Origin of the sequence: Phormidium tenue FACHB-1052 (genome assembly GCF_014696675.1) — a bacterium.
GTDB lineage: Bacteria > Cyanobacteriota > Cyanobacteriia > Phormidesmidales > Phormidesmidaceae > Nodosilinea > Nodosilinea tenuis_A.
In genome coordinates, this window is the sequence record NZ_JACJQN010000020.1 from 52,771 (window position 1) to 72,892 (window position 20,122).

20 protein-coding genes and 1 pseudogene are annotated in these 20,122 nt (G+C 56.6%); 10 read left to right on the top strand and 11 right to left on the bottom strand.

Translation table 11 applies throughout. The annotated features are described in order from the left end of the window. The first annotated feature begins 160 nt into the window (after nucleotides 1-160). The gene (locus tag H6G07_RS22380) at nucleotides 161-1,012 is read left to right on the top strand and encodes a PEP-CTERM sorting domain-containing protein (RefSeq protein ID WP_073610415.1); all 852 of its coding nucleotides are present in this window, start codon (nucleotides 161-163) and stop codon (nucleotides 1,010-1,012) included. Between the two features lie 16 nt (nucleotides 1,013-1,028). On the opposite strand, the gene rpmB is transcribed toward H6G07_RS22380, so the two are convergent. From rpmB to H6G07_RS22400, 4 genes and pseudogenes are all read right to left on the bottom strand, one after another. Beyond that, nucleotides 1,029-1,265: a 50S ribosomal protein L28 gene (gene rpmB / locus H6G07_RS22385; RefSeq protein ID WP_073610416.1), complete on the bottom strand. Its 237-nt coding sequence runs from the start codon at nucleotides 1,263-1,265 to the stop codon at nucleotides 1,029-1,031. Between the two features lie 317 nt (nucleotides 1,266-1,582). Beyond that, a complete protein-coding gene (locus H6G07_RS22390; protein WP_073610417.1) occupies nucleotides 1,583-3,526 on the bottom strand; it encodes a M48 family metallopeptidase in 1,944 nt (647 codons plus the stop codon). A 2-nt stretch (nucleotides 3,527-3,528) separates the two neighbouring features. Next, nucleotides 3,529-4,119, bottom strand: a complete 591-nt coding sequence (locus H6G07_RS22395; protein WP_073610418.1) for a LemA family protein — start codon at nucleotides 4,117-4,119, stop codon at nucleotides 3,529-3,531. A gap of 110 nt (nucleotides 4,120-4,229) precedes the next feature. Beyond that, a pseudogene (locus H6G07_RS22400) lies at nucleotides 4,230-4,450 on the bottom strand (Tn3 family transposase); the annotation flags it as partial. Between the two features lie 83 nt (nucleotides 4,451-4,533). Between H6G07_RS22400 and H6G07_RS22405 the strand changes: the two are divergent. Both H6G07_RS22405 and H6G07_RS22410 read left to right on the top strand, forming a co-directional pair. Then, nucleotides 4,534-5,778: a serine/threonine protein kinase gene (locus tag H6G07_RS22405; protein WP_084173491.1), complete on the top strand. Its 1,245-nt coding sequence runs from the start codon at nucleotides 4,534-4,536 to the stop codon at nucleotides 5,776-5,778. Nucleotides 5,779-5,840: 62 nt separating this feature from the next. Next, nucleotides 5,841-6,008: a hypothetical protein gene (locus H6G07_RS22410; RefSeq protein ID WP_171973081.1), complete on the top strand. Its 168-nt coding sequence runs from the start codon at nucleotides 5,841-5,843 to the stop codon at nucleotides 6,006-6,008. A gap of 147 nt (nucleotides 6,009-6,155) precedes the next feature. On the opposite strand, the gene H6G07_RS22415 is transcribed toward H6G07_RS22410, so the two are convergent. After that, on the bottom strand, nucleotides 6,156-6,686 hold the full coding sequence (locus H6G07_RS22415) for a Crp/Fnr family transcriptional regulator (RefSeq protein ID WP_084173493.1): 531 nt from the start codon (nucleotides 6,684-6,686) through the stop codon (nucleotides 6,156-6,158). A gap of 52 nt (nucleotides 6,687-6,738) precedes the next feature. Continuing rightward, nucleotides 6,739-9,744 carry a HEAT repeat domain-containing protein gene (locus H6G07_RS22420; protein ID WP_073610421.1) on the bottom strand — a complete coding sequence of 1,002 codons (3,006 nt, stop codon included), beginning with the start codon at nucleotides 9,742-9,744 and terminating at the stop codon, nucleotides 6,739-6,741. Nucleotides 9,745-10,329: 585 nt separating this feature from the next. Here H6G07_RS22420 and ilvN point away from each other — a divergent pair. Together ilvN and dapB are read left to right on the top strand one after the other, a co-directional pair. Then, a complete protein-coding gene (gene ilvN, locus H6G07_RS22425; RefSeq protein WP_073610478.1) occupies nucleotides 10,330-10,851 on the top strand; it encodes an acetolactate synthase small subunit in 522 nt (173 codons plus the stop codon). A 125-nt stretch (nucleotides 10,852-10,976) separates the two neighbouring features. Then, nucleotides 10,977-11,801 (top strand): 4-hydroxy-tetrahydrodipicolinate reductase, encoded by an 825-nt coding sequence (gene dapB, locus H6G07_RS22430; protein WP_073610422.1) that lies wholly within the window; start codon nucleotides 10,977-10,979, stop codon nucleotides 11,799-11,801. On the opposite strand, the gene H6G07_RS22435 is transcribed toward dapB, so the two are convergent. Continuing rightward, a complete protein-coding gene (locus H6G07_RS22435; RefSeq protein ID WP_199312355.1) occupies nucleotides 11,772-12,344 on the bottom strand; it encodes a DUF2062 domain-containing protein in 573 nt (190 codons plus the stop codon). The two genes, dapB and H6G07_RS22435, sit on opposite strands and share 30 nt — an antisense overlap. Before the next feature lie 246 nt (nucleotides 12,345-12,590). Between H6G07_RS22435 and mnmE the strand changes: the two genes are divergently transcribed. Then, the gene (gene mnmE / locus H6G07_RS22440) at nucleotides 12,591-14,036 is read left to right on the top strand and encodes a tRNA uridine-5-carboxymethylaminomethyl(34) synthesis GTPase MnmE (protein ID WP_084173495.1); all 1,446 of its coding nucleotides are present in this window, start codon (nucleotides 12,591-12,593) and stop codon (nucleotides 14,034-14,036) included. Nucleotides 14,037-14,160: 124 nt separating this feature from the next. On the opposite strand, the gene H6G07_RS22445 is transcribed toward mnmE, so the two are convergent. Further along, nucleotides 14,161-14,829 carry a class I SAM-dependent methyltransferase gene (locus tag H6G07_RS22445; protein WP_073610423.1) on the bottom strand — a complete coding sequence of 223 codons (669 nt, stop codon included), beginning with the start codon at nucleotides 14,827-14,829 and terminating at the stop codon, nucleotides 14,161-14,163. Between the two features lie 164 nt (nucleotides 14,830-14,993). Here H6G07_RS22445 and H6G07_RS22450 point away from each other — a divergent pair, with 164 nt between their 5' ends. Further along, nucleotides 14,994-15,185 (top strand): hypothetical protein, encoded by a 192-nt coding sequence (locus tag H6G07_RS22450; RefSeq protein WP_073610424.1) that lies wholly within the window; start codon nucleotides 14,994-14,996, stop codon nucleotides 15,183-15,185. A gap of 75 nt (nucleotides 15,186-15,260) precedes the next feature. On the opposite strand, the gene H6G07_RS22455 is transcribed toward H6G07_RS22450, so the two are convergent. Beyond that, on the bottom strand, nucleotides 15,261-15,848 hold the full coding sequence (locus tag H6G07_RS22455; protein WP_073610425.1) for an SRPBCC family protein: 588 nt from the start codon (nucleotides 15,846-15,848) through the stop codon (nucleotides 15,261-15,263). A 295-nt stretch (nucleotides 15,849-16,143) separates the two neighbouring features. Between H6G07_RS22455 and H6G07_RS22460 the strand changes: the two genes are divergently transcribed. After that, on the top strand, nucleotides 16,144-16,332 hold the full coding sequence (locus H6G07_RS22460; protein WP_073610426.1) for a hypothetical protein: 189 nt from the start codon (nucleotides 16,144-16,146) through the stop codon (nucleotides 16,330-16,332). Nucleotides 16,333-16,348: 16 nt separating this feature from the next. Here the strand turns inward: H6G07_RS22460 and H6G07_RS22465 are convergent, their stop codons facing one another. Continuing rightward, a complete protein-coding gene (locus H6G07_RS22465; protein ID WP_073610427.1) occupies nucleotides 16,349-17,263 on the bottom strand; it encodes a YhjD/YihY/BrkB family envelope integrity protein in 915 nt (304 codons plus the stop codon). Nucleotides 17,264-17,340: 77 nt separating this feature from the next. Further along, entirely contained in the window at nucleotides 17,341-18,519 is a 1,179-nt protein-coding gene (locus H6G07_RS22470) for a histidine kinase (RefSeq protein WP_073610428.1), read from the bottom strand. A gap of 442 nt (nucleotides 18,520-18,961) precedes the next feature. Between H6G07_RS22470 and H6G07_RS22475 the strand changes: the two genes are divergently transcribed. Both H6G07_RS22475 and H6G07_RS22480 read left to right on the top strand, forming a co-directional pair. Further along, complete coding sequence (locus H6G07_RS22475) at nucleotides 18,962-19,534, top strand: hypothetical protein (protein ID WP_073610429.1); 573 nt, start codon at nucleotides 18,962-18,964, stop codon at nucleotides 19,532-19,534. A gap of 110 nt (nucleotides 19,535-19,644) precedes the next feature. Further along, nucleotides 19,645-20,118, top strand: coding sequence for a Tery_1686 family protein (locus H6G07_RS22480; protein ID WP_073610430.1), 474 nt, complete (start codon nucleotides 19,645-19,647; stop codon nucleotides 20,116-20,118). Nucleotides 20,119-20,122 lie beyond the last annotated feature (4 nt).

Genomic DNA, 20,122 nt, shown 5'->3' on the forward strand with positions numbered 1-20,122 from the left:
GGGCTGATTTCAGCGACGGGGTAGCCCAGCTAACCTGGGTGAGGATTGGCTGCTGCGGCGATGGTCAAGAACCAGCCCAAGGGGCTACCGCACCCGCAACTCCCTGACTGCCCCAACCCCAACCCATCCGCTAGCTCCGCTTGCCCCATTTCCACAGTTCATGAACTATTGGCCTGCCATTACAATCCCGTCTCTGGCTTTAGCCCTGGCGCTGGCCAGCCCTGGGTTGGCTGTAGCCGCAGACCCCTTGCCCCCTGGCCTATTAGAACTCACCCAGGGCAACTCAACCTACCGCACCGATCTGCTGCGCTTTAGCGATGAGCAGTCCTGGCTGATTGACGGCGTCGAAACGCTGTTTACCGATCTGTACTTTCTCAACCTCAGCAGTCTCGCGGCCCCCCAGGAGCTGCGGCTCGAAAATTTCCAGCCCACCGCGTTTAGCCAGCCCAGCGCCGATCGCCTCAGCGCCAGTTTTTTTGGGGCCAACCTGGCCTTTTCTCTTAATTCAGTGCTGCTAGGGGGTGCCCCCGGCAGCTATCGCGCCGCTCGCCACGAAACCGTGACTCTGACCAACACCGGCAGTGACTGGCTCGACGTCAGCCTGTTTAAGTACATCGACTACGATCTCCAGTTTGATGGCGCGATCACCAACAACACCGCTTTTTTTGCAGGTCACACCCTCACCCAAACCGCCCCTAGTGGTGCCCAGGCTACTCTCTCCGTCAATCAGACGCCGACGGCAGTGCAGATCAGTCCCTACGGGCCGCTACTGGCTCAGCTCTACAACATTCCAGCTACGGGGCTACACAATACTCCTGGCCCTCTAGTCGATGCCGATACCACCGCCGCCGTGCAGTTTGATCGTTCTCTAGCCCCCGGCGAATCGGTGGTGTTTAAGTTTGTGATGGAAGTGCAGCGCCAGACCACGGCAAAGGCCGTGCCTGAGCCAGGCACGGCCTTTGCGATCGGTATTGTAGCGGCGGGGCTGGCGCTACTGCACCGCCGAACATAGCTGGCCGGAGGCCAAACTAGAACTTATTCAGATTGAGACCGGCCTCTTTGGCCATCGCTTCAAGCCCCTTGGTTTGAAGGGTTTTGATCGCTTTAGTCGACAGGCGCAGCTTGACCCAGCGCTTGCCCTGGGGCCACCACACGCGCTTTTCTTGCAGGTTGGCTTCTTGCAGGCGCTTAGTGCGGCGGTGAGAGTGAGAGATCGAGAAGGCATTGTTGGCCTTCTTCCCGGTAAGTTGACAATGACGAGCCATGGATATTCTCCGAGGGTAATCAAACGGCACAATAGCGCAGCTTCGAATTATAGCAGAGATCCTTGGGCAATCAACCTTCAGCATGCAGCGAGTTTTGCTGAAACTGCCGACCGGATAGGTCTTTTGGGGGCAGTGATTACTATAGAGTACCAACTCTGCAAGATGTCAGAACGGCGCTAGTAGTTTGCCAAGCCAAAGGTGACAAGTTAGCGGCAGTTCAAGATTTGATGTTTCAGGTTCATGACCGGCCTTAAACCATACACCATAGGCTCTGAACCCTAGCTAGGCGAGCCTGTCACCATGAGCTTGGTTAAAGGCTAGGTAAGAAAGGGCGGGGCCGGACAGTCAAGGGTGATCACCACCGCTCGCAGTAGCCCCATTTCGGCGGGAGTAACGTCGTTGTCGGCCAGCACCGTATGGGCGCAGGCATCGACAATAGTCTGTTTAAGTTTGGGAGCGGCCTGCTCTAGGCGGCTGAGGCTAGCGTTGATATCAGTACTGTTGACCGGCAGCAGTTCATTGGGAGATGCCTGCGTTTTGGCCCCCGGCAGTTGCGAGATACCTAGCTTAAAAGCGTAGATAGCATCCTCTGAGCGGCTGTGGCCAACCCGCGCCAGCAGGGCAAGCACCACTAGGGCGTCGCCCCAGAGATCATTTATGTCGGTGATGGTCGCAGGTTGCCCCAAATGACTCGACAATCGTTTGCGCAAAATCAGTTGCAGCGGATAGTTCGAGAGCAGCAGTCGGCCCCCTGGCTGACTCAGGGCCTGGGCCGTTTGAATAAACTTTCGCCCCGCCTCGGGGTCGAGCTGCCGAAGGGCGGGAACTAACGCCTCTAACAACAGCAGATCTTGCCCTGGCTTGAGGGCGCGAACTCGATTATAAATTTGGCCTACGCGCCCTCTACAATCGGGGCCATAGGTATTGGACAGATACTCGATCTGCTGGGTTTGTAGGGCGGGCTTGGTTCGCACCAGCAGGGCATAGACAACCTCGGCAGCAGCAGTGGGGTCTTGTAGGGCGGCCTTGACCTCGGCGGGTAGTTCGCTGAGCAGCGATCGCACCTGTTCCAACCGCCGAGCGTCGGTGGTGCCGATGGCGGTCATAAACTGACTGGGGGCGGGAGAGGCGATCGCGGTGATCCCTGGCTGCACGGCGGTGCTGGTGCCCCTGTGCAGCCCCATCACCAGTGAATCGTCTGGGGAACTGGAGGAACTAATCGATGCCCCGACTCCCAGGGGAGAAGCTCCCTCGGGAATGGGTACCTGGCCCAGGCGGCGCAGCCGCTCGCCCAGGGGTGGATGGGTGGCAAACCAGCCGCCCAAAAATGACAGGTTGCCGTTGGCCTCGCCAAACAGCAGGTGGCTGGCGGTTTCAGCCATGGGGGAGACCATCGTCGAGCCCGCCTGAATCTGGCCAATTTTGCGCAGCGCCCCGGTCAAACCCTCAGAGTTGCGGGTAAACTGCACCGCCGAGGCATCGGCCAGAAACTCTCGCTCCCGTGACACGGCACTTTTGATCAACCGTCCGCACAGCACCCCCAGGTAGCCAATCACGACCATAGCCAGAGCCGCCGCCAGCACTGCCCCAGCCCCCTTGTCATCCTTTGACCGACGCGACGCGCCATCGTAGTAGCTCAAGCGCAGCATCAACCGTCCGGCAATGTAAATCAGCAGCAGACCGTGGATGACCCCAATTAGTTTGAGGTTGAGGCCCATGTCGCCGTTGAGAATATGGCTGAATTCGTGGCCAATCACCCCTTGCAGCTCGTCACGGCTGAGCTGATCAAGACAGCCACGGGTCACACCAATCACGGCTTTGTCAGCGGTAAAGCCCGCCGCAAAGGCATTGATGCCTGGCTCGTCATCCAACAGATACACGGCAGGAATGGGGGTTCCTGAGGCCAGGGCCATCTCGCTGACCACGTTGATCAACCGCTGCTCATCGAGGTCGTCGGTGAGGGGGTTTAGCTCTCGCCCGCCCAGCCCTTTGGCCAGGCTGTGGCCCCCCTGGCTGAGCTGGGCCAGTTTAGTCGAGCTGCCCACCACCATAAAGGTCAGGGTACCGCTGGCTACCCAAAACAAGACGCCGGGCCGCCAGAGCAACCCAGGCCCTCCCAGCGCTGGGGTAGCCTGGGTGAAGAGAATTGCGATCGCCACCCCATAAAACGCTGCGATCATCACCGCGATCGACAGCCCAAACAGCAGCAGCAGCTTGGTAGTATTGCGGCGAGCCTGGTCTTGATGCTCAAAAAAATTCATGGCTAGCTAAAAGATACGCGGGGGACTTCTTTGACCTCGGGGGTGCTTTCTTCAAGCAGTTGAGCCGGGTTGAAGTTAAAGCTGCCCGCGATCAGGTTGCCGGGGAACATTTCCCGCTGGGTGTTGTAGAGGGTGACAGCATCGTTGAACGCCTGGCGCGCAAAGGCGATGCGGTTTTCGGTGGAGCGCAGTTCTTCGATTAGCTGGGCCATATTTTGGTTGGCCTTGAGGTCGGGGTAAGCCTCCGACAGCGCAAACAGCCGCCCCAGGGTGTTGTCGAGCATGCCTTCGGCGGCGGCCAACTGCGTCATCGCTCGCGGATCGCCGGGAGCCTGGGCCGCCTGACGGCTGGCAGTCATGGCACTGTTGCGGGCGTTGATGACCGCTGCCAGGGTTTCTTTCTCGTGGGCCATGTAGCCCTTGACGCTCTCCACCAGGTTAGGGATCAGGTCGTAGCGGCGGCGCAGCTGCACATCGATTTGGGCGTAGGCGTTTTGGTAGCGATTGCGACCGGTCACCAAGCGGTTATAGAGATTGACAAAAAAGACCGCTGCAATGAGCAGTACGGCCACCAGCAGTATCAGTAGCCCCATGGGCAAATCCTCAAAAACGGCTTCGTACCGTTAGCTTGCCCAAGCTCTAAGGACGCGTCGCAGAGTTAAGAAAAATTGTGTTGAAGAGAGATGATCTGAAAGTTTTAAGCTCAAGGATGAAGGGGATTCGCAGATGAAGAACACACCCTCGCAGCAAAGCCTATATGCCCACTATAGATAGATCGCCAAGCCGTCGTGAGATCTGCTTGATGATGGACAAGGCTTTCACATTCCCACTGACCTCGTACTTGGTAAGTAGAAGAAACAGAATGGCGGAGTTGTAGTAGATGACAGCGATCGCGATCAACCGTGCACATTGCTTGCTGATCTCGGAGGTGAGCCTCATAGAGTTGGGTACCTTTGATACCAAGATGCCAAAGGCATTCGTAGTGTTCAGCTTAAAAAGGTTTACCAATGGCCGATTTCGATGGCAGTCCGTTTGTAAACCAGATATTGCGCGATCGCTATCAAATTCAAGCCCTGCTGGGTCGCAAACCCGGACGGCAAACGTTTTTGGCGCTCGATTTACAAAACCAATTGTCTGTTGTCATTAAACTCTTACTGTTTAGCCCAGATTTTACCTGGGAAGACTTGAAATTATTTGAGCGTGAGGCAGAAACCCTCAAAGCTCTTGATCATCCAGCAATCCCCCAATACCTCGATTTCTTTGAGGTAGAAATTGAGTTCGGCAAGGGTTTTGCGCTGGTACAAAGTTACATTGAGGCACGCTCACTCCAGCAATGGGTAGAGGACGGATTCAGGTTTAGCGAAGCAGAATTAACTACAATTGCTAAAGACTTGCTAGATATTTTAGAGTACCTTTATCGCCTTCAGCCACCTGTCATTCATCGCGATATTAAACCGAGCAACGTGTTGCTCAAAAACCGCAGCGGCAATAGCCCTGGTGAGGTCTATCTGATTGATTTTGGCTCAGTGCAAACAGCCGCCCATGGCGGCACGGTAACAGTGGTTGGCACCTATGGTTATATGCCACCTGAACAATTTGGTGGACGATCGTTACCGGCATCCGATTTGTATGGTGTCGGGATGACTTTGATTTATCTGGCGACAGGTCAACATCCTGCCGATTTGCCTCAGAACGATTTGCACGTTGAATTTAAGCACTTGACATCCCTCAGTAGGTCTTTTATCAGTTGGATTGAATGGCTAACAGACCCAAGCCTAACCAGAAGACCGGCAACAGCACAGGACGCAAGGCTACGCTTTCTCAATCCTCGTCCAGAGCCAAAAGCAACATTGACCATACAAGAGAACTACTTAGGGACAACGACACGTCCCGACTCCTCCTCTATTTTCCTGAAAAAAACTCAAACTACTCTTCAACTAAAAGTACCATTAAAGCAAATTCAATATATAGATAGTGACATGGCGTTATGGACTTATCTAGCACTAGCTTTAGTGATGTTATTAGCTTACCTAGAGCTAGTTTCAATGCCGTTTTTTGCAATACCTTTCAACAAGTTTTGGATTACATTATTGTTTTTGGTTTTGGGTTTACTAGTAGGTTCTAGGGTGACTTTTTTTACGCTACAACCTAGATTTCGAGTTCCAGGTCAAGGCGAAGCACTGGGTAAGCGCTTTTCAAGTGATTTCTCCAATACTAATGCTAAGATTACACTCCAAAAAAAGCGAGGGTAGTTATTGTTATCCTTAACCTGCTAAAAGGTGGGGAGTCGACTGTAATTTTTCAAGAAAGACTAATGGGCATTTCTGTTGGCGCGGAGACCTTGACCCGCTATCGGCTCAGCTTGAAATTCCCATCTAATGACCAAATGATTATCGAAGGCGATCGTCGGGAAATTGAATGGCTCTGCAATGAATTAAGCGAGTGGGCAGACATTCAGGCAATGACTTGGAGAAATCTCTGAGTTCTAATGCCTGACCGTTATTTATCCATAAGGGCGTGGATAGGGTTTGAGTAAGGCGAGGGGTTTGGGCTTACACCACCTTTTATGAAAGTGTCTTGAGGTCGCTGTTCTAGCCTTTTAAACCTTGCACCCCAGAGCTTCATCCCTTTAACTGCCCGATCGCGCCAGGGGCTCCGACGGCGGAAACGGCAGCGGTCGATACCATTGGGGTCGGGTTTGGGGGAATGGTGAAGGCTGCGTCAGCTGCTGTTTAACCTGGTTGAGATCCTGGTTTAGCTCCCGAATGCGGCGCGAGAGCAGGCGAATCACGTTGACCGCAATGCCGGGGGTTTCGTCAATGGCATCGTAGAGCTGCTGCTGAGTGAGCACCAGACAGGCGCAGGGCTCTAGAGTCGTGACTGAGGCCGATCGCGGCTCGGCATCAAACACCGACATTTCGCCAAAGCATTCGTCTTCCTTGAGCTGGGCCACTTCCTGCCCGCCGATGTGCACACTAACGCGGCCCGACACCACAATGTACATCGATCGCCCCTCCTGGCCTTCGGTAATGATGGTGTAGTTGCTGTCGTAGAACACCTCATCCATCACCGAGGCCAGCCGCACCAAAAAGTCATCCCGCAGCTCTTTGAACATGGGGACGTTACGAATAAAAAGGAGTCGTTCGACGCTGTTTAACATACGGGGGCGGTTTGCTCTACGGGGTAACGGCGGGTGAAGGGGGCCAGAAGCGTCAGCCAGCGGAGGGGCTCGGCTCCAGATTATAGGTGTTGATCAGCTGTTTAACCTGAGCCAGCACTAGCGGGTCGGCGTCTTGCTGCATCAGGGGCAGCAGCTCCCGCAGGGCACGGGGCGACGCCACGGCTAAATAGGTCAGCACAGCCTCGCGCACAAAGCCGGTAGGGTGCTGGAGCGAGGCCAGGGTGTGCTCGGCGGTGAGATTCCACCGCTGCACGCGGGCCAGGTGAAAGCAGCAAGCGATCGTCCAGTCTGACAAAAAGTTGCGCAGGTCGAGCAGCTGACGCAGGCGATCGCGGGGCAGCATGGGTCGGTAGGCAATCAGCGGTGTAGACAGGGCCAGCAGCTTCAGCTTGTCGGCGTCTAGACGGCGATCGAGCAGGATCAGAATCGACCGTTTGTTGGCCACATCCACCACATTGTCGAGAATTTCGATGCCCCTGGCCCACTGGGCGGCTGATCCGCTGAGACTCACCTGGGCGGCCTGAATGGCAGTGGCGGGCGACACGAACCGCAGCAGCATAAATAGCCGCTCGGTAGCGTCTGCCTGTAGCCCATCAAGGGCTTTGCGCAGTAGATCCGCCTCGATACCCTCAACACGGTTGGATGCCAAATCGACCTTGGCCGCCAGCATCTGCCCGGCAAAGGCCAGCTCCGTATTCAGCAGATCTTCGATGCCGCTGCGGCCTAGCATGCGGTCTAGGGCCTCGTCGATCAGAGACGATCGCTTTACCCCTGACTCTTGGTACAGGCTGAGCAAGATCCGCAGAATGTGGCGACGGGTGCTGCCCCAGGTGGTGATCAGGTTTTGAATAAGAAACTCTAGGGCGGAGACGGTGCCAATGTTGCCAATCACCTGCCAGGCTTGGTTACGCAAGATTTCGGGACGGTAGCTGTCGAGGGCAAGCTCTTGAAGCATGGGCAGGGCATCGTTGCCCAGGCGGGTGAGGGCAGCTATAGCGGCTTCACGGGTTGACTTGTACTGAAGCGCCTTGAGCAGCGAGGGGTAATATTTTTTGTATTGAGTGGCGGCGATCGCTGCCAAGATCGCCCGCCGCACTCGCAGCGACGAGTCTTGCAACAGGTCGTCAATGTAGATACTGAGTGATTCCATATAGTCGGCCTCACCCAGGGCGCGGCAGCCCATCACCCGCTCCCGCTCTTCGTCGTGCACCAGCATTTTGCGCAGGGTAGCGGTGGCCTCGGCCCGCTCCTGTAGGTTGCCCCGCCGCAGCATCAGCGAGGCCGCCGTACCGCGCACCACCGCATCCACCTCCGGCGGCAGGTAGGGTCGCAGATCATTGATATCAAAGCGCTCCTGGGCCAACCACACGTAGCGGAGGGCCAGGGCCAAAATTTCGGGAGCCTGGTGGGGCACCTCTAGCAGCTCTTGCACCTGGGCGGTGTAGGCCGGGTTGGGATACTCTAGCATCGCCTCTAGGCTCTGGCGCTGAAGGGCTGGAGGTAGAGCCTCCAGGCGGGGAGCCAAGATTTCGCCCACATTTTTGGGGTCGATGTGGCTGAGCAGCTCAATGCACGATCGCTTGTTGGCATCCAATCCAGGCTTTTCAAGCTGCTCAATAAAGGCCCGCTTCAGCACCCGCAGGTTGGCGTCAGAAAAGGTCAGCAGGCCGCGCTCGGCTCCCCGCACCAGCAGGTTGAGGTAGCGCGATCGCAGCAGCACCATAATCGCAAACCACACCAGCGCCGCTACCACGGTGCCCAACAAAAACAGTCGTGCCTGCACCAGAGTATCCACCAGCCCAACCCGGTTGCAAACAGCAATAGTGACCAAAATGGCCACCCCCGTGCCCCCCATCGACAGCGGCTCAGCAATCCCCCCCACCCATGACTGCACCGTGCTGCGCACCTGATCAGGAATCGGCTGAAACAGGATCGGGCGCGTGGTGGCGACCAGCGTATAGCGCAACCACTCATCAAAAAACTTCAGCACAATTAGCCCGACAAACATGACCGTCAGCCCCAGCCGCACGGGGTAGCTGCCCACCAGGGCGATCACCCCAATCACCACAATCACCGAGGGCAGCACCAGGGCTACCTTAAACACCCCTTCTCGCTCGATCAGTCGGCTGGAGGTAAACCACTGGGTAAACAGCTCAATCAGCCCCAGCAGGCCGCTGAAAAAGCCCAAAAAAGCGGCGATCGCATCGACATCAAGATTGGTCTCCAGCTGATTGAAGAACTGAAACTCAATGGAGAACAGCAGCATCTGGGCCAGCACAAAGAACGAAAACAGCAGCACCACATACTGCTGGATCGGCCCCTGAAGCCGCTGGCGCGACTTGAAGCTCTCCACTGACTCAGCATCTTCTGCCTGGCGGCGGGGTGAGTCGGGGAAGGCGTGCTCGTAGTTGCGGCTGAGGTGGTACAAAATAGCCGCCCCCGCCACCATCACCACAAAAGCAAGCAGCATAACGTTTTGCAGCCCAATCAGCTTGAGCAGCAGGTAGACCGAAAAGCCGCTGATCACGTCGGCCACCAGGTTGCCGCTGCTAATAATCGGATACGCCCGCTTGATCTCGCGAATGTTAAAGAGCTGGTTGGCGGTCACCGACAGGTTGAGGTCATTGAGCCCATAGATGGCCTCAATCCACAGCCGCATCGAAAACACCATGGGAGCCGCCAGCCACGGTATCGTTAGCCCCCAGCGAAACCCCAAAACTGGCACAGCCATCAGCATGGCAATGATCACAATCACCCGACGCAGCGGAAACAGCCGCTGTAACCAGGAATAGACTACGCTCAGCCCCAGCCCCACCCCAGCGCTAAAGATATAGATCCACGGAAGGCTGGCCGCCCCATAGGCTTCCAAAAATAGCGCCGCTGAACTCACCTCCAGCCACAAAATCCCCATGGAGGTGGCGGTGTAAAAGGCAAACATGAGCAGCGTGCGCTCTTCTTCCCCAGGGCGCAAATTAATCAGGTCGAGCAAGCGCCCCTTAAGGGACTGAATCTCTTTAGCGGGGCCAGATAAGCTCATGCCAAATGCAGTGACGGTAGGCTAGTGCCTCAAGGATACCCAATCTGGAGGATGTGGGCGGGCTTTAGGGGTTTGTGAAGCCAAGCTAGATAGAGATGTAAGGGTGCGATGGGAGGAGGGAGCCAGTGCCGGTTTGCATTAGCGGCTCTACTAGGAGCAACGGCGTTGTCTGTCTCTCAGGCAGGCGATCGCCATTGGAAAAACGTCCCTGAAGAGGCGAGGGTGAGAAAGTCGGCGTTGCTGATCAGCAGTATGATTTGCCCCCCTAGCCCCCCAATTCTGGGGGGAACCAGACGACTTCAAAGTCCCCCAAAATTGGGGGGTTGGGGGGCCGATGCAGCAACTGTTGCTTTTGCAAATTCATTCCTCAATTCAGCAACGCCAGAAAGTCCAGTGTTTTGTCAGGAGAAATGGTGGAAGGTGCAGGAGGGATGGTTTTAAGGCAGGGACTTTCGGGATAGTATTGAGGTTTGCTAGTTTTGAACGTCTCGCGAATCAGCGCTGGTGCTGAAACCTTTTACATCCCCAGGCCCTATGGTTAACCCTTCTATTCTCCCCAGTTCGGCTGTGGCTCCTCAGCAGGCCATCAAACACACCCTCTCTGTACTGGTTGAAGACGAGGCCGGGGTGCTGAGCCGCATTGCCGGTCTGTTTGCCCGACGCGGGTTTAACATCGAGAGCCTGGCGGTGGGGCCAGCTGAAACCTCGGGCATTTCTCGCATCACCATGGTGGTGCCCGGCGACGATGCGGTGATCGAGCAGCTCACCAAGCAGCTCTACAAGTTGATTAACGTGCTTAAGGTCAACGACGTCACCGACACCCCCTGCGTCGAGCGAGAGCTAATGCTGCTCAAGGTCAATGCGAGCAGCACCAGCCGCTCTGAAATTATTGAGTTCGCCCAAATCTTTCGGGCCAGGGTGGTCGATGTGTCTGAAGACTCTCTCACCCTAGAAGTGGTGGGCGACCCTGGCAAGATGGTGGCGATCGTGCAGGTGCTCAACCGCTTTGGCATTCGCGAAATCGCTCGCACCGGCAAAATCTCTCTACCCCGTGAGTCGGGGGTCAACACCGAGTATCTCAAGTCGCTAGAACGCAAGTTTCAGTAGTCAGTCAGGTCTGACGATTGCAGCGCTGGCAGGTTGAAATGTTCGAGATTTCAGAACTGGTAGCTGATTAACCGTCGGATTTGCTGATCTGCTAGTTTCCTTAGCCCGCTAAACCAAGTTTTTCTATGCCTACCCAATCGACTATTCCCGTCGTGGTCAACGGAGCCTACGGCAAAATGGGCCGTGAGGTCATTAAAGCTATCGATCAAGCGCCAGATATCACGCTAGTGGGGGCAATCGGCAGAAATCCTGAGCTGATGGGCCAGGATATTGGCGAGGTGATCGGCTACAAACCCCTAGAAGTGCCGGTCATGAATGACCTGGAGGCAACCCTGGTGGCTGCCCAGAGCGAGGGCCTGGCGGTGATGGTTGACCTCTCCCATCCCGACAGCGTGTATGAGTCGGTGCGGGCCGCGATCGCCTATGGTGTGCGCCCCGTCGTCGGCACCACTGGCCTGAGCAACGCGCAAATTCGCGACCTGGCCGAGTTTGCCGATAAGGCCAGCATTGGCTGCTTGATTGTGCCCAACTTTTCCATTGGGGTAGTGCTGATGCAGCAGGCCGCTCAGCAGGCCGCTCAGTACTTCGACCATGTTGAGATCATCGAGCTGCACCACAACCAAAAGGCCGATGCCCCCAGCGGCACCGCCGTACAAACTGCTCAAATGCTGGCGGAGGCGCAAAAAACCTTTAACACCCCGCTGGTGAAAGAAACTGAGACGATTCCCGGTGCCCGAGGCGGCACAACTCCCGAGGGCATCAATATCCATAGCGTGCGGCTGCCGGGGCTAATTGCCCACCAGGAGATTTTGTTTGGCTCGCCAGGACAACTTTACACCCTGCGCCACGACACCAGCGATCGCGCCAGTTTCATGCCCGGTGTGCTGCTCTGCATTCGCCGGGTGATGGCCCTAAAATCGTTAATCTACGGTCTGGATAAGGTTCTCTAATCCGGAGGGAGCTTCGAGCTGGCGCTGCTGCCGGGCGAGCTGGCGCGATCGCACCTGCCGAATCAGCGGTAGACCGACAAAGTAGCTGGCCACGCCTGCCACTAGCCCCACTGCCGTGCTGCCAAGCATCAGCCGTGCCGACACCTCGGTGCCCATATCCATCCAGCTGTTGAGGGTGTCGAGGTTATCAAAGGTCTGAGTGGCCTTGCCCCCCAGCAGCCACAGCCCCACCTGATAGTTGAAGGCAAAAATAGGCACATAGGTGAAGGGGTTGCTGACCCAGGTGGCCGCCGCCGCCATGATGCGGTTGCCCCGCAGCACCGTAGCTACGCCCACCCCAATGATCATCTGAAAGCCAAACAGAGGAAAGCAGCCAGAAAATATCCCCGAGGCCATGCCCCGAGACAGCTGCTCGGGAGTGCCCTGAAGCCGCAAAAAACGCAGATACAGATAGCGGAGCTGCCGCCGCCACTGAGGGTGAGTCGTTTTTCGCATCACGGGCTTAGGTTCGGGGGTAGATTCAGCGGCGGACGTAGTGATCATAGACGGGGTATACCAAAGGCTAAGTTTCCCCAAGAACCTAGGGGAAAGGAAAAATTAGAGACAGCTCAACGGTTGGGTGGGTAGCCATGCCTAAGGGCTTGGTAGACTACCCCTGGGTAGGCAGAAAAACTCAGCGGTAGAATCTTAGAGACACGTAAAGATTCTTTTCTATTCTACCCAGTAGATCGGTGCTTTAACAGACTTGCCTTGGGCTTCAACATCACTTCATCGTGCAGGATAGAGGCTATGGATGGCGCGGCTGCTCAGCAACGGGCGTTACTCTCAACGATTAAGGGCAAGTCTCCCGAAAACGCACCCTCCCAAGGTGAGACCATTGCGGCGATCGCCACCGCCATTGCCCCCCAGCAGGGCAGCGTCGGCATTGTGCGGCTGTCCGGAGCGGAGGCCGTGGCGATCGCCCACAAGCTATTTCACGCCCCCGGCAAACAACCTTGGGAAAGCCACCGCATTCTCTACGGTCACGTGCGCGACCCTCGCACTCAGCAGCCTGTGGATGAAGCGCTACTGCTGCTCATGCTGGCTCCTCGCTCCTATACCCGCGAAGATGTGGTGGAATTTCACTGCCACGGCGGGCTGATGGCGGTGCAGCAGGTGCTCCAGCTCTGCCTCAGTCAAGGAGCACGGCTAGCAGAACCGGGCGAATTTACTCTGCGGGCGTTTCTGAACGGTCGGCTCGACCTCACTCAGGCAGAAGGGGTGGCCGATTTGGTGGCGGCCCAGTCAGGCTTGGCGGCGAAGACGGCCCTGGCGGGATTGCAGGGCAAGCTCACTCAGCCCATCCGCCAGCTGCGCTCGACCTGCCTCAACGTGCTGGCCGAGGTGGAGGCCCGCATTGACTTTGAAGACGATCTGCCCCCGTTGGATGAAAAGACGGTGCGATCGCAACTGGCCGCCGTGCTGACCGAGATCGAGCGCCTGCTGGCCACGGCAGAGTCGGGGGAACTGCTGCGCACCGGGCTGAAGGTGGCGATTGTGGGTCGCCCCAACGTGGGCAAGTCGAGCCTGCTGAATGCCTGGAGCCGCTGCGATCGCGCCATTGTCACCGACTTGCCCGGCACCACCCGCGACGTGGTGGAGTCGCAGCTGGTGGTGGGCGGCATCCCCATTCAGGTGCTCGATACGGCGGGCATTCGCGAGGCCAGCGACCCGGTCGAGCAAATGGGCATTGCGCGATCGCGCCAGGTGGCCCAGAGCGCAGACCTCGTGCTGCTCACCATTGACGCCGCCGCCGGATGGACTGAGGCCGACCAGCAGCTCTACGAGTCGGTGCAGGAAACTTGCTTAATCCTGGTTGTTAACAAAGTGGATTTGGTGGCCGCTGATGCTGCAAGTCAGCTCTTACTTCCCTATAACGTGCCTACAGTTCACACCGCCGCCGCCAATCAGCAGGGGATCGATGCCTTGGAGCAAGCGATTCTGAGCGCGATCCACGCCGATCGGCTCACCACGGCCAATTTAGAGTTCACCGTCAACCAGCGTCAGGGGGCCGCCCTGACAGCGGCCCGCAATGCGCTCCATCAGGTGCAGCAAACTATTGAGAATCAGCTACCGCTGGACTTTTGGACGATTGACCTGAGGAGTGCGATCGCGGCCTTGGGCAGCATCACCGGCGACGAAATCACCGAATCTATGCTCGATGAAATTTTCAGCCGGTTTTGTATTGGCAAGTAACACTGGAACCTTAGGGAATTACTCAGCCAAATCACTAGATTGTTCGCCGTAGTGGACAAGCTAAACTTCTAGGTTGGTACCCGCTGCTGCATTTGCCGTAAGGCTTGGCCCAGGACAGCGGCGATCAGCACCGCTGTTTCATCGCTAGGGTGAGACCATCGGCGATAGGAACCAGGCTGGCAACGACGCGATCGTCGTTATGAATTGCTTCATTGAGGCGGCGAAGGGTGTTGGTGCGGGTGTCTTGCACAGTGGGGTCAGCTACCTGGCCTGACCACAGTACATTGTCGATCGCGATCAATCCGCCCGGCCTTACTAGTTGCAGCGCCTGCTCGTAGTAGGTAGGATAACCGCTCTTGTCGGCGTCGATAAAGGCAAAGTCAAAACTGTTGACTTCCCCAGCAGCAATCAGTTGATCTAAGGTTTCGGTTGCGGGGGCGATGCGGAGGTCGATTTTGTGAGCAACTCCGGCTTTTTCCCAGTAGCGGCGGGCGATCGCCGTATACTCCTCACTCACATCGCAGGCCACCAGCTTGCCCTCCGGGGGCATCGCCAGCGCCACCCGCAGCGCACTATAGCCCGTAAACACCCCCACCTCAAGAGCCTTAGTCACTCCCAAAAGCTGAACCAGCAGCGCCATAAACTGCCCCTGCTCTGGGGCAATCTGCATTTGGGCCATGGGGTGCTGGGCGGTCTCGTGACGTAGGGCCGTTAGCACCTCAGGCTCGTGTACCGAGTGGTCGAGCAGGTAGCGGTAGAGGCGATCGTCAAGGGGCAGGGTTTGATTGCTCATAGCAACAGAGTAGGGGCGCAGGAATACAGCATAGCCCAGGAAAAATGAGAAGAAAGTTGGGGGTTTTGCTCACTCAAGACCCAATCTGACTTACGATAGCACCGCTCAGCTCTGCCCTTGATCTTGGTTTGGGACAGGTCATAGGCCCACGGGAGGATACTGCGATGGACGCGGATTCGGTCGTGCAAGTTTCAGCCATGACCGGCTGGATTATTGGCGTCAGCCACAATAAAGACCGGGGCTACCAGTGCTGGATTGTAAAGCCTGACTTAGACGTGCTCAGCGACGGCACTTTCTACACGACTAGCAGTGCAGCCATGTCGGCAGGGCGCGCCTTTGTGGAGCGATACCATTAGCAGCCTAAATAACCTCTAAGCCGTTGGGCAGACACAGAATTTTGAACTAGCGCAGTAAATGACCTGAACTGCTGCCTACGCCACACCATAGCGGGCACACAGCACCCGTCTCATCTGTCGCATGTTGCCCGGCAGATCGGTCTTAATCGCCTGTTCAATCAAAAATGAGGGTACTGGAATGGTCGGCGCGGCCTGCACCGAGTAGGTCAGCAGAGTGCCCTGGTTGAAATCTTGCAGGTGCAGGTCGGCTGCAAAGTGGGAGAACGTGCCTTGCTCTAGGCGAAACTGAATCGCTTCACAGGCTGTTTCAACCACCTTGAGGTAAATTTCGACCTGGGCGCTCAGCAGCATAAACCCCTTACGCCCCACCTGGTAGAGACGGCGATAGCGCTGAGTCGCAGTTTTTACAGTCTCTAGCACTTCGCTGTGTACGATATTGGGAAAATACTGAGTCCAGCAGCTGTAGTTGGTCACCTGGGGCCAAATTTGAGGGCGGGCCAGGGGGACGTACATGTGAGCAGTGACAGCACCACTGGCATTGCCGGTTTGCGACTGGAGCAATACGTCTCCCCGAAGCAGCGCTACCTGGTCGGTGGGAGAAAACTGGGCGAGAAATCCGTCCTGCTTGACCTCGTGGATACCTTGAGCTTCGCTAGTAACCATTGATCTATTCCTCCTAACGATGCGATCCGGTGTTGGTACCAGTAGCCGACAATTCCTGCTAAGGCTATCGGGGCTGTTTGGCTCTGGAGCGATCGCAAACCCCAGTCCTGCTCATTGCCCTAATAAGGGCCACGGTATCTGGGCCATACTAGCGCTGTGTCGCTGGCTTTTCTATTAAAGATGAGACAGTTTCAAAGCGTAGGGAGAACGGTAGTATCATTACGGGGCTTTTACCAATGGCCTCAGTATTGCTCCGTAATCCAGTAAAAGCTTTACAAATGGAGACATTGCTGCCATGGGCCGTCGTCGCTACCCGCTACAACCCCTGACCAAACTCTTTTTAGCGGCCTTGGGGCTGACCGCCGTTGTGTGGTTTTTACGGGGTCTGTCGCTGCTGGCTTTTTTGCCGGGTCTGGTGATCTGGCTACTGATTTTGCTGTGTTTTGGCCTAGGCATCGTCAGCAGCTTGCAGCGTATTCGCTAGAGACTGGCGGCCTGGCTCAATCTCGGCGCTTGATTTTGAAAGAATCGAAAGATGGCGGCGGCGTTGGTGTCGGGCGCACCCAGGAACGATGCCCTGATCCCCGATAGCGCAGGAGGCTGAGGTTGATCTGAGCTCCTACCGGCACCAGCAGAATTAGACCGTATAGCGTCACTAGGTTGAGGCCAAGGGCCAGCAAGAGATCGTAGGCGATCGCCTGGCGAGTCAGCCAGCTCAGCCCCCAGTGCCGCAGCGCCAAAATCCCTAGGCCCAAGACTAAGACGACCCTGACGCCAGGCCACAGCCCCAAACCGGGTAGCCAGCGCTGTGGGGTGATTCGATATACCAACGCCAGACCTACAGCCCCAATGCCAATCGCCAACACCCAGCGCCCCAGCCGAATTAGAAAGCTCCACCGACTGGCGATCGCCCCCGCCTCTGGCGCGCCGCCCACAAGGCTAAACACCAGCCCCGCTACTGCCAGACCTAGCAGCGTGATGCCCCAGGGCAGCAGTCGGTCGCGCCAGCGCCCTAGGGAGGTCGGACGGCTCCCTGTGACCCCTGCTACTAGCTCCACCAGTTTTTGAGTGCCGACCACCAGGCAGAGCCAAGCCCCCAGGCCCACCAGGCCCAGCCCCCAGCGCCCCGGAGCGGCGGTTGGTGGGGTATTAGCCATCCCCAGCATGGTTTGGAGACCGCGAGCCAGCGCCAGGGCACCGGGGGGCAGCAGCGCGTTTTGCCCGCCGTGGAGCAGCACAAAACTGAGTCCCAGTAGGCCCAGCAGCCACAGAAAGGCGATCGCAGCAGTGACCTCTGCCCAGCGCGATCGAGCGGCCTGTTGCCCAACCTCACGCCAGAGTCTCCCGCTGCCGTAGACCGCCAGTGTGCTGCCCCAAAGGGCCGGGCTGAGATAATACAAAAACCGCTCTCCCATGGCCCCTATCTTGCCATAGGCCTCGGTGTTTAGGGCGCTGATTTAGGGGTGGGCTGCGGGCGATCGGCCAATTCAAGCTAGGCTCGATAGACCGGCAGGGTAAAGAAAAAAGAGCTGCCCGCCCCAGGGGCCGAGTCAACCCAGATTTGACCATAGTGGGCACGCACAATGCGCTGGCAGAGGGCTAGCCCTAGCCCATAGCCATCCTGCGTGACATCGCGTTGCAGCCGATAGCTCTCTTCAAAGATTTTGTCGCGATTTTCGGGCGGAATGCCCGGCCCGGTATCGACCACCGCCACCTGTACCTTTTGGGTGGTGCGGTGCAGCGCAATGATCGAAACCTGGCCCCCCTCGGGCGTGTATTTGATGGCGTTGTCGAGCAGGTTGGTGACAACGCGCTTAACCTGGGTGCCATCGGCATAGACCGTGGGCAGATCTTGGGGAATTTCGGTCGTTAGGCTTTGCTGTTTCTCTTGAAGACGGTTTTGAAACGCATCGACTACCTCTAGGCACAGTGCAGATAGGTTCAGCTCCTGGGGCACAATCTGAAGCTCCATGGAGGCTCCCCGAGCTGCCTTGAGAATATCGGTGATCATCCGGTTGATGGCTCGAATTTGGGTTTTGGCATGCTTTAGCAACTGGCCTGTTAGCTCAGGGCTGAGGGTGATGTTGCGGGTTTGGTTAGGGGCGTAGCCCAACTCCAGGGTTTCAACCGCAATGGAGGCAGCCGTCAGGGGATTACGCAAATCGTGGGCCATCATGGCGATAATGCGGTCTTTAAAACGTAGCTGGGCCTCTAGTTCTTCACGGGTTTGATTGAGCCGAAAGATCTCGTCGGAGAGCTTCATCAGCTCAGCGGAGGTGGTCAAGAGGTCGGTTTCCTGGGCCAGGGCATCAACCGTCGGGTCTGAGTCGGCCCCCACCCCTACCAAATTGAGGCTATCGAGATGCTCCTGCTGCCACTTGGGCCACCAGCGTTCTAGCTGGTTGACAATGTCGCTGCCCGCCAGCATCTGCTGGGGCGCGGGAGAAATTTTAATCAGCGCCGGGCTAGCTACTAGCTTGTAATGCTCAGCGAGGTAGGGCTGTTCACCGATATCAACAACATCGAGGTTGAACTCAAAGTGGGTCTCCAGGGTTTTCAGATACTGCTTGATCTGGCGCATTTGCCGGGCCAAGCTAGGCCGCTTGTCAATAAACAACAGCAGTTTGAGGGGCACCCGAAGGTCGTCAAAAGAAGTGGAGGAACCCTCCATTACTGTCTCCTACAAGTCTGAAAACCGGTTTCTACCTACGATTTTACCCTGACTCTCAGGTCTCTACAGCCCAACTGAGAACCTCTACCAATTCTGACCAGTTGCCAAGCTGGCCCATCGACAGATGTCTAATTGAGGTATTGGCCTGAAACTATACCCAGTGGCAAGACAAGTTGTGTGTAGCGCGATCGCCCCTCGGCAGATAGCAAAAATCACAGCTAACTCAGGCTGATTGCAAACAAATGACCACCACTAACAAGAGTTGTTACGGTTCGCCGTTAGGGTGTAAATCTGGTTGCTGAGGTCTACTACATTAAGTTCAAGCTACAGAACCCGAAAGGGGCATGGAGCGGCGCATTGAAGCTTTGAGCTAGAGCGAGAAATGAGTTTTCTCAATGATCGATTAGCTACTTATAAAGGTTAAACAAAAGGGGGCAATAGAATGGGTATCAAAACGTTTCAATTCACCCTATCTTCCCTGGTAAACCGAGTTGCAAACCAGGGCCAGAGCTGCGATCGCCGCGCACTCTCCTACGTCTTATTAGGTGCAGTTACGGCTGCGACATTGGGCACAGCTGCCCAAGCTCAAACTGTAGATAATCAAACCTCCTCGGAGGCGCTAGCGGTCGCTCAGACTGCCGCTGAGCCTGTGGGCGAGCGCTATCTGTTTGGCCAAGTTCCCCAACCCGACCAGATTGGCCAAGGCTATGTGGTGCTAGAGCGTACGGGCGATCGCGTTTATGGCGCACTCTACTACCCCAGCTCATCCTTCGACTGCTTTGAGGGTCAAGTACAGGGTACCGAGATCGCCATGACCGTTATCAACAGCTACGACCAAGCCGACACCTACCCCTACAGCCTGGCCATGGTTGAGGATTCTGCGGTAGCGTCTAGCGATGCCTCTGGTGAGCTAGTTCCCTTTGACCTCGACGGTTTTCACGCCATTGAAGACCTAAGTGAAAACGACCACCGCATGCTCGAAATGTGCAGCGGGGTCGTCGGCTCAGCTCAGTAACTGCGAGGTGGGTGAACGGGTTCGAAGTTTGTTCAGCCGTTACCCAGTTAACTGTTGAAAGGGGAGCGCTAGTCTATGCTTAAGGCTCCCCTATTATCGTTGTAGGTCGCGTGAACGCAGCAGAACAGGCCAGCAGCATTGAGTTTGCCAGCAAAATTGCCGCCGTAGTGGGTCTCTTTAAGGCCGAGTTTCCCGATCTGCGAGCCGACCTCAAGCCCTGGGCCAATGACCCTGGTACCCGCGACCTGGTTGATCCCGACTCCATTGATGTAGGGTTTCATTTCCCTGGGGTGAGTCGGTTGTTTCAGTGCCGCAGCTTACTGGTGCAGATTCGCCTGTACAGTGAGCCTGAAGACGACAACCAAAAATTGACGCAGCTAGAGAAATATCGGGTGATCGGCCTTGACCTGGCCGGATTTGACCATCGCGGCAAACGCTGGAGCTTGTCTACCATCGATAACTGGGCGTTCTCAGGCGAGGTTGCCCCTGATCCCACCTGTCGTGAACGGTTGAGGCGCTGCTGTCGCCAGGTATTTGCTCTATTTAACGCTCCGTCCGCCCCTGCTGAGCCAGACTGCTTTTAGCCCA